This is a genomic window from Acinetobacter sp. UBA991 (assembly GCF_002292065.1).
GTDB classification, from domain to species: Bacteria; Pseudomonadota; Gammaproteobacteria; order Pseudomonadales; family Moraxellaceae; genus Acinetobacter; species Acinetobacter higginsii.
The window spans coordinates 1-12,326 of sequence record NZ_DBBF01000023.1; the positions used below are offsets into that span (position 1 = coordinate 1).

Below are 12,326 nucleotides of genomic sequence, written 5' to 3' on the forward strand. Positions count from 1 at the left end.
CACGGCTTGCCAGCAAAGATGTGTCGCATTCCATACCACTTGATAGATCTTATTCACAATTATCCCCACCTGTTCTTAATATTTTAAAAAATTGCGATTTATTTTTAGCATATCTTTTTTATTATTTGATTAATTTGTATATTTTCCTGACCAATGGTTAAAACATCATCAAGCAATCGCATAAATCACAGGTGAGTGCTTATCCTGAATTTAAAGAGAACGAGACGTAGAACATTTTATTTAGATGGATAAATCTAATTGATTAAAAATAAGGAAATACTAAAAATTTAAGGATTATTATTCGTTAAAAACGATACGATTTATGATGATGTGATAAGCATTATATTTAACTTTTACTGAGAGGGTATTAACCATTGACCCGATGATCAATGGTTAAAAATTTTAACGATTAATAATTAGGTCTTCGGTAAAGTCACACCTGTTTGACCTTGGTATTTACCACCACGATCTTTATATGATGTTTCACACACTTCATCGCTTTCAAAGAACAACATTTGTGCAACACCTTCACCTGCATAAATACGCGCTGGCAAATTGGTTGTATTTGAGAACTCTAGGGTAACATGACCTTCCCACTCAGGTTCTAACGGCGTTACGTTTACAATGATTCCGCAACGCGCATAAGTCGATTTACCCAAACAAACCGTAAGAACATTTCGTGGAATACGGAAGTATTCGATGGTACGCGCTAAAGCAAATGAGTTTGGTGGAATAATGCACACATCAGATTCGATATCGATAAAGCTTTTATCATCGAAGTTCTTTGGGTCAACAATCGCTGAATGAACGTTGGTAAACACCTTAAATTCGCGCGCACAACGGACATCGTAGCCATAGCTCGATACCCCATAAGAAATCAACTTTTCTCCGTTTTCATCAAAACGAACTTGATTCTCTGCATAAGGTTCAATCATGCCGTGTTTTTCGCTCATTTCACGAATCCAACGATCAGATTTTATTGCCATGACTTTTTATCCATAGACGAAGTTAATAATTGGCGAGTACTTTAACGTAAAATGGTATCAATGAAAACAACAGCACTATCCTGTTATGTGGATAACGCTGTCAAAGTTATAAATTGATTAATGCTGAGTAGCTAATTGGGATGGCAAAAGCCATAAGTACGACAGATGCAGTACGCTGTAATTTTGATTGAGACAACCATGCAACTTTATTCGTTGCTAACATGGCACCAACTGAAATCCAGAATAATGCAATTGGCAAAATCAAACCGACAAAAGTACTCATATGTGCCATATAAATCTCTTGGCTTTTCCATGCTGCAACAGGAAAAATCGCTGAAGCAAATAACAGTGCTTTAGGATTCAACAAGGTCGCACATAGCAATTCTCTAGGTCGAATCGTGGGTTGATTTAAAGCCACTTCTTGGTTCGCAGTGCGCCATAATTTAATCGCAAGAAAGACGATATAACCCGCACTTAATAATTTCAAAAAGATAGGCAATGCAGGTAAAGTTGTAGAGACTTTACCAATCAGCATGCCCCATGCACTAATTGCGATGATATAACCAATTGCTTCTGCTGGAATCAAGAGTAAAGATTTGCGTAATCCAACTTGAATACCCGAAGATGCCAATAAGGTATTGGTAGGACCAGGCGTCAACAGAATGGTAATGACTAAACCAATAAAGAACCATGAAATCATTGAATGACCTCACTAGGAGATCGTTTCAGATTAATCCAATTCATAAGCCATAGCAAAAAATTAACTGTAAACAGTTATGACCAAATACAAGTTAAACAACTGTTTTATATTTATTTTATAAATTTCAAGCCTACTCTACTCAACAGTCACTGCATAAAAAGCGTCTATTTAAAATACAATAAATGTAACCTATCCATTTTGGGCTGATTTTTAGTGCAATAATGTCTGATGTAATTTTAAGTTTTCACTAAGTAAATCGTGTTATTTTCTATACAATTTCCTGTTTATCTGTCCTATTGGGTCTATTTCCGCATTTATGCCTAAGCAATTCTTTCACAAGTGGCTGCCTTCATCAGAGAAAGTCGCGAGCTTAAAGCTGATGAAAATTTTTGGCGATCGCGCCTTAAATCCATTGCTTTGGTATGTGAATCGTCGCTCGATTGCAAAAGCCATGTTTATTGGCACCTTCTGGGGGATTTTACCCGTCCCCTTTCATAGTCTGTTTATTATTCTGACGGTATTATTTTTTGAAGTAAATTTACCAATTGGCCTCTGTATGGCTTGGCTCACCAATCCTTTTACCGTGGTGCCAATTCTGTATTTAGGCTTTTGGTTTGGGACAAAAATTTATCACGTCAATATGATAAACAAAGAGATGCTACTTGGTGTTCTGCATCAAATTCTAAACTGGATTAAGAACTTTGGACATGGTCATATTGATTTTAGTTTGGCCAAAATTTTAGTTTCAGGTCTAATCATTGAAGCTGTTTTATTTGCCATTTTATTTTATCTAGCGACTCACCTGATGTGGCGCTGGATCGTGATTCGCAGCTGGCGCAAACGAGAAAAACAACAGAGAGAAGAAACCATTTAAATGATTTCTTCTCGATCATATTCATTATTTAGCGTCTGCTTTCGCCTTCATATATTGCTCCGCGACCTCAAGTGCATAGTCCTGACACGCTTCGCCTGTTGCAGGGTCATAGGCGCCATTATTGGTAATATTATTCGATAAGATACGTACCCCAAGGAATGGTACTTTGAACTGTTGCGCAATTTGAGCCACCGATGCGGCTTCCATTTCTTCTACAGAGGTTCCGTATTTGGTATGAAAAAAGTTGATACGATCAAGTTCATTATTCCAGGTATCTGCTGAACCGATGGTGCCTTCGACCACTTGTCCTTTGCTGTAATGCACTTTAGCTTTATAAGCGGCGATCAGTAACTCCTTATCCCCTTCGAATTTACGAATCGCAATCGGTTCTGGATCAGACTCATCTTCTGGTAATACATCAAATGCTTCATTCCACTCCAGTGAATTAGAACCACCGCCAATCGGTTTATTTGGCGTTTTAAATGCACCAATATTGGTGGTGTATTTGCCTAATACAATATCAAACACCTTGAGGTCTGGATCATGTCCACCTGAGGTGCCCTGATTGATAATCGCAATCGGTTGATAATGCTGAATTGCAATGGCTGTCGCTGCGGCCGAGTTGCTCATCCCCATCCGGGTTTTAGAGATCACCATTGGATAACCTTTATAGGTGCCTTTCCAGAATTTCCAGCCACCAATGGTTTCTACACTGACATTTTCTAGTTTTGATGCCATTCGCTCTGATTCAACAGGTAATGCACCTTGGATCACAATCGGCTGTAATTTTGGTTTTTCCTGTACTTGGTTATTACTATTTGAAGAATTATCTCCATTACAGCCACTTAAAACTAAAGCTGCACAAACACTGACAATACCCATCAGGCTTTTAAATTGCATCATCGATCTATACTCAAAAATCAAAACAAGTGATAAGCAAGCAACATACCATTTTTTATTTTTTTAATTTATTTTTAAAGCGTAAAAATAAAAACTTATTTTAATCAAATAGTAAAAACCCAGCAGGATATGCTGGGTTTTTGAGCATTTTAGAAGATACGCTTATCGTCTTTCTGACGTTTGGGTAACTTCTCCATTTGTTGCAACACGGCTTGGGCAATATTGAGATAACTGTCTGCGGCTGCATCCTTTGCGATCACACTTGGTGTGCCTTGATCTGCATGTTCACGAATTTTGGCATCTAAAGGTAAATGACCAAGCAAAGGAATATGATATTGCTCAGATAACTGATCACCACCGCCTGTACCAAAAATTTGCTCTTCATGACCACAATTTGAACAGATATGCGTCGACATATTCTCAATCACACCGAGTACTGGAATATTCACTTTATTAAATAATTCAATACCCTTGGTTGCATCCATCAACGCAACATTTTGCGGCGTGGTGACAATCACTGCACCCGTCACAGGAATACGTTGTGCCAGAGTCAGTTGGATATCGCCTGTACCGGGTGGCATATCAATCACCAGTACATCTAGATCAGGCCATAAAGTCTGATTGAATAACTGCATCAACGCACCAGTTGCTTTCGGACCACGCCATGCCACAGGTGTATTGTGTGCACCAATTAAATGCCCAATCGACAGTACCGCCATGCCGTAAGCATCTAAAGGTACAAAGTGTTCATTTTCAATCTGTGGGGTTCTGCCCGCATTGCCCAACATGGTTGGGATACTTGGTCCGTAAATATCGGCATCCAACACACCAACTTTTAGACCAAGTTGTTGCAATGCAAGTGCAAGGTTGACCGTAGTCGTTGATTTACCTACACCACCCTTACCCGAAGAAACCAGAATCACATTTTGGATACGTGGATGAGCAGCCACATCACGTTGTTGTGGTGCAGCTTTTTGAATCGGGGGATTATTCGGATCGGCTTCTACTTTAGGTGATGCATCCATCACAGGAGGTAAATTGCTGTTTTCTGCTTTTGGCTTCGATGAGCAACTATGACCTGCTTCACCATGCGCCGCATGTTTTTGTTGAATAATATGTAAGTTTAATTCTTGGATCCCACACTTTTCCAAAGCTTCAGCCAGTTCATCATGGATCTGCTGTAAATGATCTTTTTCTTGCGGGTAAGTATTAATCGTGAGTTGTAAAATACGGCCTTGTACATTCACTTGGCTGATACGCTCTTTGAGCGCATTGTCTGAATGTGGCAGGACATAATTTTGTAGAACTGTTTGAATCTCGTCTTCCTTCACTTCTTGCGCTGGTGAAAAAACAGATTTTAAGGAAGAAAGCCACGACATTTTGTTTACTCCAAAAACAGATCAACATTTCACTGAGTTTGGCTAGTTTAGCAGTATTGAAGAATTGACGCTCATATCAAAGCAGATAATTGCTCATTTTTTATAGCAACTTTTCTGCTTTAAATTTCAATCTTCAGCAACTGATACTTTTCACAGGAACAGGATATATTACTAAGCTGATCAGATCGACGATGAGAATATGGGATGACGCTTTCATCATATGCAGAGTCACATGATGTTTATGCTTAACTTGGGAGTATTCAATGACACGATATTATTTGGCGATATGTAGTTTTTTTGCTTGCTTCCCGCTATTCGCCCAAGAATCGATGAATCGTGCTGTTTATCAATTGCCACCACAAACAGAAATCGTGGTAAATAAGCAAAAAGAGCTATCCCCATCGTCTGAAATTAAGGTATCAATTAGAATCAGCCCAGAAAAAAATGGGTTAAAGATTCAATTATTCAAAGCAAGCAACTCAGAGCGACTTAATCGGCATGCTTTAGCGCTTGCACAACAGATAAAACCAGAGGATTTACCCACTCAAGAGACTTCGGCAGAACAACGTGATCACAATAGTAAACGCCTATTCTCAAACTATGAGCAAATCTATTATTTTATTTCCATGCAAGATCAAGCTGTTATACAACGTATTCGACGGGTTGCTTCACCGTCGTCCTTAACTGAAATGGCCTGTTTGCTTTTACAAAAAAGTGTTCCATTAGAAGGTGAATCTTTCAGATTGAATGTCAAACTCTACATCGATAAAGAAGGCAAAATACATCACCAAGAAACTCAGCCACCCTTAGAAACAGCATTAATGAATCAACTTTTCCCTGATCAAAAACGTACTCAGCCCTTTTATAAGATTTTCGATCTAGAACGCCAACAATACATTGATATGCCCATTAATCAGCCGGTACGATTTATTTGTACGACATGATCGAAACCCATTTAAAAAATATTCAAATAAAAATCCTCAAACATAGTTTGCCTATGTTTGAGGAAGATCTACAGTCGATCACAAGGTTAGCAAGCTTAACCTTTGAATTTATTGATCGTATCCGTTGCGGCTTTCTTTAAATCATCCAGCTTATGACTTGCTTGAGCTTTTAGATCATCAAACTTTGCAGCAGCTTCATCTTTTAGCTCAGAGGCTTTGGCTTTGGCATCATCCAGTTTATGACCAGCTTCTTCTTTAAAGTGATCAAACTTATCTTGAACCGCATGTTGGGTATCTTCAAGTTTGGCTTTAATATCATCCACTTTAGATGAAACTGCCTCTCTACCTTCTGCATTTTGCTCAGAGACATCTTTCTTTAAATCATCAAGGGCTTTTTCGCCTTTTAACTTAAGCTCCTCGGCGGAGTGTTTTAAGTCATCCACTGCTTTTTCACCTTGTAGCTGAGCTTCTTTTGCTTTGTATTTTAAGTCATTACCCAATTCTGCTGCTTGGTCTTTTAATTCATCAAGTTTTTCGTTTGTCATGATATTTCCTCACTATAGGTAAAAAACATATTGTTTGGATCAATCTTAGTTATACCGTGTTTGAAGTTTTTTTTTGCCCATTGCTGCAAATTGAAACAAATGGGATACAGGAAGATTCAATTGATTGCGGATTGATAAAGCTTTTAATTTTTAGATATAAAAATCATATAAATGAATAACATCCCATTTATTCAACAAAATCAGATCGTAGAATCTCATACAGCACATGCCAGCTTAAGGGATGCTCTGAGGCTAAAGCGGGATGCTGAAACTCCGATACTTTTTTCATATTTAATTTTCGCATCACAGCTTGTGACTTGGCATTTTCTAACGTGGTAAATGCAACGACTTTCTCCAGTTTCAATTGATCAAAAGCAAATGCAAGTGCCGCTTGGGCAGCTTCTGGTGCATAACCTTGTCCCCAATAGGCTTGATCGAGTCGCCATCCAATTTCCACACACGGCGAAAATGAAAATTGTGTCGGTTGATCATGTAAACCGGTAAAACCAATAAATTGCTGATTGTGCTTTAGCTCAACCGCCCAAAAGCCCCAGCCTTTTGCATCGATAATTGATTTCATTCGATCAATCAGTGCATCGCTTTCTGCTCGAGTCAGGAGTTTAGGGAAATATTCCATCACCTGTGGATTGGTGCCCATTGCGGCAAAGGATGCATAGTCCTCTGCTTGCCATTGTCTTAAGCGTAATCGTGCAGTTTCGATCATTTTTGCAACCAATAAATTTGTATTAAAAACTATTAACAATATAAGGAGATAGTTCGGATATACTTCCGCAATATCTCAATCATAGACCTCGTTGTCAGAATTACCTAATATGAATGAAAATGAACTCTTAGAAATTCAGCAGGAACTTCAAGCCCAAGAAAAACGTTTGAAGTACATACTTTCAAGTAAAAGAAGAATCCAAAACATGATTCTTTCGTTTGAAAAAGATCTTGCTGAACAGTTAATTCCAGTGATTCATCAGCAAAGTGATGATAAAGCACCTGTTGAAAGCAGTCTAGCGCTTACGATCTGCTGGAAATTTTCTAAAGCTGAATTTCCTAAAACCGAACATTGGTGCAGTGAACTGAGTATTACTGAGCTTGAGTTCAAAGATGAATTTACGGTGGCACTAAAAGCACAAGCATGGTTAGGAACTTTGGGCAGTGATGAACTTTGGCAGACGCCAATGTTTGCTGAAATTACCCTTGATCCGAAAACGGACGGCTTAAAGAGCTATCACATTCATTTCCTATCTAAAGGAAAGATTATCTCTTTAAGAAAAAATTCAAAGCACAGTGTCACAGTAAAACAAATGCAAAGTATGTAATCCTTCGGGATGCATACTCTCCTGCTCTAGATCCTCTCAAATTGATTTAAATCGCCATACTTCTTTTTGCATATCAACACATAATAACTATTGGCGCTGATACAACCCAATGCAAGCACAGGCAAAACCGCAACAAAAATGAAAAGACTCATGGCTAATGTTTCAAAATCAAAGCCATTCACTTGATCTTCTAGTAAAATCAGCAGCACTAAGCACATCCACCCCGTAAAAAAGACCAAACTGACTTTTAAAAACTGCGCCAAATCAAAAATTTTGCTGGGTAATTTCAATATTGATAAAACAATAACGTAGAAGATAAAAGCAAGCACGATCAGAAATGGAGTGAGATATAGCATCACTTGCATCGCATTGCTGACCACATGCAATAAATGGTTTTGTTGAAAGTTTAAGAACAAACAATAGGGAATCACAAAACTAAAAACCGATGCCACACTTGCGCAAAAAGATGCACAAAGCAAATGCCAAGATCTCATGGTTGGTTCCTTTATTTATTGAGCATGCAGCCATTATCAGTAAAGGAAATGTGTTTTGATTGAAGTGCAAGTGAAGCTTGCATGAAGTCATGAAAATAGACCCATAACACAGCTTGAAAAGATTTCACCGAATCCCTTGTGCAAGTCGGGGCCAAGTCATGTAAAATCATCTGCCTTGCAAATACGAATGAGAGAACAATATCCGTGCGTAAAATTTTAGTCACCAATGCCCTACCTTATGCCAATGGTCCTATCCATATGGGTCACTTACTCGGTTATATCCAAGCAGATATTTGGGTTCGTGCGATGCGTGCAATGGGCCATGATGTGACTTATGTATGTGCGGATGATGCTCACGGTACAGCAATCATGCTACGTGCTGAAGCCAACGGGATTAGCCCAGAACAACAAATTGCCAATGTTCAGAAAGAACATATCCGTGACTTTGATGGTTTTGGCGTACATTTCGATCACTATGATTCAACCAATAGTGACGAGAACAAAGCACGTTCAGAAGAAATCTATATTAAAAACCGTGAAGCCGGCAATATTGCCATTCGCCCTGTTAGCCAGTTATTCGACCCTGAAAAAGGCATGTTCCTGTCTGACCGTTTCATTAAAGGCACGTGCCCGAAATGTAAAGCGGAAGATCAATACGGCGACGCTTGTGAAGTGTGCGGTACAACCTACAACGCCACTGAATTAGAAAACCCGCGTTCAACTTTAAGTGGTGCGACTCCTGTTGAGAAATCATCGGATCACTATTTCTTTAAACTTCCGAATTTCTCAGAATACTTACAGAAATGGACCCGTGACCAAGGCCGTTTGCCTGTTTCGATTGCTAACAAACTAGACGAATGGTTTGAAGCAGGTTTATCGGATTGGGATATTTCGCGTGATGCGCCTTATTTCGGTTTTGAAATTCCAGATGCGCCAAATAAATATTTCTATGTTTGGGTGGATGCACCGATTGGTTATATGTCGAGCTTTGAAAACTACATCAAAACTAAACGTCCCGATTTAAGTTTCGATGATTTCTGGAAAAAAGACAGCGATAAAGAAGTCTATCACTTCATTGGTAAAGACATCGTTTACTTCCATGCACTGTTCTGGCCTGCAATGCTTGAAGGTGCTAACTACCGTACCCCATCAGGTTTATTCGTGAATGGCTTCTTGACGGTGAATGGTCAGAAGATGTCGAAATCTCGTGGAACCTTCATTAAAGCTGAAACCTATTTAGAGCATTTGAATCCTGAATATCTACGTTACTACTTTGCGTCTAAACTGTCTGACAAAGTTGAAGATTCAGATTTGAACCTAGATGACTTCGTTCAAAAAGTGAATTCTGACCTTGTTGGTAAAGTGGTGAATATTGCCAGCCGTTGTGCAAAATTTATTAACACCAACTTCAATAATACTTTGTCAAATACATGTGCAGAGTCTGAACTGGTTCAAAGCTTTATTGATGCAGGTGATTCAATCGCACAAGCTTATGAAGCACGTGAATTCTCGGCAGCAATCCGTGAAATTATGGCGTTGGCTGACCGTGCGAATCAGTATATCGATGAGAAAAAACCGTGGGCACTTGCCAAGCAAGAAGGTCAGGAACAACAAGTTCATGATGTGTGTTCGGTGGGTATTAACCTGTTCCGTCAACTTGCGATTTACTTAGCTCCAGTCTTACCAACACTTGCTGCACAGGTTCAAGCCTTCTTACAACTTGAAAGTTTTGACTTTGCATCACGTCAGCAAATTTTGCTTGCACATGAAATTGCTCAATTCCAACCTTTAATGCAACGTGTTGATGCCAAAGCGGTTGCGGCAATGGTGGATGCCTCTAAAGATTCTTTAGCTGCTGCGGCAGAAGCACCAAAAGCAGAGAAGAAAAAAGAAAAGAAAGCCGAGAAGAAGCCTGAGCCAAAAGTAGGTGAAGCTGAAATTATCGGTATTGAAGACTTTATGAAGGTTGACCTTCGTGTTGCTCAAGTACTTGAGGCAGCAACCGTTGAAGGTTCTGATAAATTGCTGCAATTGACTTTAGATGTCGGTGAAGCTGAAGCACGTAATGTGTTTAGTGGTATTCGTGAGTTTTATCAGCCAGAAGATCTAAAAGACAAATTGGTGGTGATGGTGGCAAACCTTGCGCCACGTAAAATGCGCTTTGGTATTTCTAACGGTATGGTACTTGCCGCAGGTAATGGCGAAGGTGTTTGGGTGATTTCACCTGAATCTGGCGCAAAACCAGGCGATAAAGTGTCTTAATATATAAAACTGATGTAAGGGTTTCTTCGGAAGCCCTTTTTTTATTTCTATAATTCAACCAAAATATTAAATGAACGATAAATACATCAGGTAAAACATGTTCCAAAAAATAATAGCTTTTCTTTTTTTAAGCATTTTTTGTTTGCATAGTGCGGTTGCTCAAGCACCGGATTATCAATTTAGCCCTCAAGTACAACAAGCCAAAGATCAAGTTCAACTAATATTCAATACTTTATTCCAATCGGATGATGAGAATCAAAATATAAAAGTTGATCCTACATTAAAACAGCTACTTTCAGAGAATAAGGAGGTGAAGGCAAAAGAATATATCGATCAACAGCAAAACTTATTTTTAAAGCAAATGAATCGCTATATCAAACAAGGAGACCCAACTGCATCTGTTGCACTTTTAGAATTTGCTCTATTCTCACAAGATTCAGCGTTAAAAGAACAAATCGACCTTAAGCCAATTCAAAAGCTTTCCAATCAAAAGGATGCTTATGCAAGTTATTTGCTGGCGCAATACTATTCAACTACTGAGCAATACATCCCCTTACTCGAAAAAGCAGGGCAGCAAGGTTCTGTTGCTGCACAAATGACACTTGCAGATGAATATGGTTTTCGACTGCCGGTTGAACAGCAAGATGCCAAAAAAGCTGCGTTTTGGGCAAATAAGGCCAAACAAAATTTAGGTGAAGCGGCCTATACCGAGCAGAAATGTGCATTGGCAAATTGTGATCTTGAAGAATTTGAAATGGTAGACTTTTCCAAGCTAACCCAGCATTAAAGCCATACGCTAAGACGAGAACCTCTCATAAAATCCGCTTACAAAAGTGGATTTTTTTCTGCGCTCAAATACCCAATTTTATTTGAATTCATGGTAAAAAAGTTTTTCTCTAATAAATTTAATGATTCTATGAAAAAAACAGCCCTCCTCCTTTCCGTCTCATTCTTGAGCAGCTTCCCTTTACTTAGCCATGCAGAAACAAGCAAGATCCTGCCAATCATTGAACAACAAAAACAGGTTGCGGGCTACTACCAACACCAAGTCGGTGATGTACAAATTACCGCCCTGCTCGATGGAACTAACTTTATGTCACCAAGCTTGTTTAAAGATATTTCACCGCAACAAGTCCAGCAAATCTTAAAGAAGTACTATGCTGATCAAGATAAAGGCGTACAGACCTCCATCAATGCTTTCCTCGTCAATACTGGAAAATCATTGGTACTCGTCGATAGCGGTGCAGCCAGTTGTTTTGGTGCCCATTTAGGCTCAATTCTAAAAAACCTCGAGGCTTCAGGCTACAAACCGGAACAGGTCGATACCATTTTACTCACGCATTTACATCCTGATCATGTTTGCGGCATCAGCAAAGATGGCGTAGCCAATTTCCCCAACGCAACCGTGTACGTTTCCAGTGACGAAGCCAATTATTGGCTTGATCCAAAACAGGCTGCCAAGCTTCCTAAAGATAAACAAGCGGGTTATGAAGGAACCGTAAAGCACATTAAACAAGCGATTGCCCCATACCAAGCCAAACAGCGCTTTAAGACCTATAAACTCGGTGATGAAATTCAGGGCTTTAAAGTCATTAACACGGCGGGACATACGCCTGGTCACTTTAGCTATGAATTAAAAACCAAAGGTGAAAGCGTGGTGTTTATTGGAGATATCGTGCATTCACATACTGTGCAATTCGATCAACCCAAAACTGCGATTGAATACGATATTGACCCGAAAAAAGCCGTCGCTACACGCTTAAAGCAGTTTGCTGATTTCGCCAAAAATGGACAAACCATTGCTGCTCCCCATTTACCATTCCCAGGGATTGGACATATTTATTCTGCTGATGGAAAGAGCTATCAATGGATTCCTGTGCATTTTAAAGATTAAGCGAGATGCGTTGATTC

Annotated in this window: 13 protein-coding genes; 6 read left to right on the forward strand and 7 right to left on the reverse strand. The window is 39.3% G+C overall.

Annotated elements, in window-relative coordinates; genetic code table 11:
- Positions 1-416 precede the first annotated feature (416 nt).
- Together dcd and B2727_RS09020 are read right to left on the reverse strand one after the other, a co-directional pair.
- Entirely contained in the window at positions 417-986 is a 570-nt protein-coding gene (dcd, locus tag B2727_RS09015; RefSeq protein WP_003653416.1) for a dCTP deaminase, read from the reverse strand.
- A gap of 106 nt (positions 987-1,092) precedes the next feature.
- Entirely contained in the window at positions 1,093-1,686 is a 594-nt protein-coding gene (locus B2727_RS09020) for a LysE family translocator (RefSeq protein WP_004804846.1), read from the reverse strand.
- Between the two features lie 316 nt (positions 1,687-2,002).
- Here B2727_RS09020 and B2727_RS09025 point away from each other — a divergent pair, with 316 nt between their 5' ends.
- Positions 2,003-2,560 carry a DUF2062 domain-containing protein gene (locus B2727_RS09025; protein WP_032858878.1) on the forward strand — a complete coding sequence of 186 codons (558 nt, stop codon included), beginning with the start codon at positions 2,003-2,005 and terminating at the stop codon, positions 2,558-2,560.
- Positions 2,561-2,584: 24 nt separating this feature from the next.
- Here the strand turns inward: B2727_RS09025 and B2727_RS09030 are convergent, their stop codons facing one another.
- Both B2727_RS09030 and apbC read right to left on the reverse strand, forming a co-directional pair.
- On the reverse strand, positions 2,585-3,463 hold the full coding sequence (locus tag B2727_RS09030) for a 5'-methylthioadenosine/S-adenosylhomocysteine nucleosidase (protein ID WP_081406946.1): 879 nt from the start codon (positions 3,461-3,463) through the stop codon (positions 2,585-2,587).
- 146 nt (positions 3,464-3,609) lie between these two features.
- Positions 3,610-4,839 (reverse strand): iron-sulfur cluster carrier protein ApbC, encoded by a 1,230-nt coding sequence (gene apbC / locus B2727_RS09035; RefSeq protein ID WP_033133503.1) that lies wholly within the window; start codon positions 4,837-4,839, stop codon positions 3,610-3,612.
- A 263-nt stretch (positions 4,840-5,102) separates the two neighbouring features.
- Here apbC and B2727_RS09040 point away from each other — a divergent pair, with 263 nt between their 5' ends.
- Complete coding sequence (locus tag B2727_RS09040) at positions 5,103-5,783, forward strand: hypothetical protein (RefSeq protein WP_033133502.1); 681 nt, start codon at positions 5,103-5,105, stop codon at positions 5,781-5,783.
- A gap of 95 nt (positions 5,784-5,878) precedes the next feature.
- Here the strand turns inward: B2727_RS09040 and B2727_RS09045 are convergent, their stop codons facing one another.
- Complete coding sequence (locus B2727_RS09045) at positions 5,879-6,328, reverse strand: hypothetical protein (RefSeq protein ID WP_033133501.1); 450 nt, start codon at positions 6,326-6,328, stop codon at positions 5,879-5,881.
- Positions 6,329-6,515: 187 nt separating this feature from the next.
- Positions 6,516-7,052: a GNAT family N-acetyltransferase gene (locus B2727_RS09050; RefSeq protein WP_033133500.1), complete on the reverse strand. Its 537-nt coding sequence runs from the start codon at positions 7,050-7,052 to the stop codon at positions 6,516-6,518.
- Positions 7,053-7,161: 109 nt separating this feature from the next.
- On the opposite strand from B2727_RS09050, the gene B2727_RS09055 reads away from it, so the two are divergent.
- Positions 7,162-7,659 (forward strand): hypothetical protein, encoded by a 498-nt coding sequence (locus tag B2727_RS09055; RefSeq protein WP_005191215.1) that lies wholly within the window; start codon positions 7,162-7,164, stop codon positions 7,657-7,659.
- A gap of 26 nt (positions 7,660-7,685) precedes the next feature.
- Here the strand turns inward: B2727_RS09055 and B2727_RS09060 are convergent, their stop codons facing one another.
- A complete protein-coding gene (locus tag B2727_RS09060) occupies positions 7,686-8,153 on the reverse strand; it encodes a hypothetical protein (RefSeq protein WP_005205604.1) in 468 nt (155 codons plus the stop codon).
- A 204-nt stretch (positions 8,154-8,357) separates the two neighbouring features.
- Between B2727_RS09060 and metG the strand changes: the two genes are divergently transcribed.
- The 3 genes from metG (at position 8,358) to B2727_RS09075 (ending at position 12,309) form a co-directional block, all read left to right on the forward strand.
- Positions 8,358-10,415: a methionine--tRNA ligase gene (metG, locus tag B2727_RS09065; protein ID WP_033133499.1), complete on the forward strand. Its 2,058-nt coding sequence runs from the start codon at positions 8,358-8,360 to the stop codon at positions 10,413-10,415.
- A gap of 142 nt (positions 10,416-10,557) precedes the next feature.
- Positions 10,558-11,202, forward strand: coding sequence for a sel1 repeat family protein (locus B2727_RS09070; protein WP_227505284.1), 645 nt, complete (start codon positions 10,558-10,560; stop codon positions 11,200-11,202).
- 129 nt (positions 11,203-11,331) lie between these two features.
- Positions 11,332-12,309 (forward strand): MBL fold metallo-hydrolase, encoded by a 978-nt coding sequence (locus B2727_RS09075; RefSeq protein WP_033133497.1) that lies wholly within the window; start codon positions 11,332-11,334, stop codon positions 12,307-12,309.
- Positions 12,310-12,326 lie beyond the last annotated feature (17 nt).

Bases quoted from the DNA above. Each gene is read 5' to 3' on its own strand.
- dcd (WP_003653416.1), bottom strand. From the start codon at position 986: ATGGCAATAAAATCTGATCGTTGGATTCGTGAAATGAGCGAAAAACAC.
- B2727_RS09020 (WP_004804846.1), bottom strand. From the start codon at position 1,686: ATGATTTCATGGTTCTTTATTGGTTTAGTCATTACCATTCTGTTGACG.
- B2727_RS09025 (WP_032858878.1), top strand. From the start codon at position 2,003: ATGCCTAAGCAATTCTTTCACAAGTGGCTGCCTTCATCAGAGAAAGTC.
- B2727_RS09030 (WP_081406946.1), bottom strand. From the start codon at position 3,463: ATGATGCAATTTAAAAGCCTGATGGGTATTGTCAGTGTTTGTGCAGCT.
- apbC (WP_033133503.1), bottom strand. From the start codon at position 4,839: ATGTCGTGGCTTTCTTCCTTAAAATCTGTTTTTTCACCAGCGCAAGAA.
- B2727_RS09040 (WP_033133502.1), top strand. From the start codon at position 5,103: ATGACACGATATTATTTGGCGATATGTAGTTTTTTTGCTTGCTTCCCG.
- B2727_RS09045 (WP_033133501.1), bottom strand. From the start codon at position 6,328: ATGACAAACGAAAAACTTGATGAATTAAAAGACCAAGCAGCAGAATTG.
- B2727_RS09050 (WP_033133500.1), bottom strand. From the start codon at position 7,052: ATGATCGAAACTGCACGATTACGCTTAAGACAATGGCAAGCAGAGGAC.
- B2727_RS09055 (WP_005191215.1), top strand. From the start codon at position 7,162: ATGAATGAAAATGAACTCTTAGAAATTCAGCAGGAACTTCAAGCCCAA.
- B2727_RS09060 (WP_005205604.1), bottom strand. From the start codon at position 8,153: ATGAGATCTTGGCATTTGCTTTGTGCATCTTTTTGCGCAAGTGTGGCA.
- B2727_RS09075 (WP_033133497.1), top strand. From the start codon at position 11,332: ATGAAAAAAACAGCCCTCCTCCTTTCCGTCTCATTCTTGAGCAGCTTC.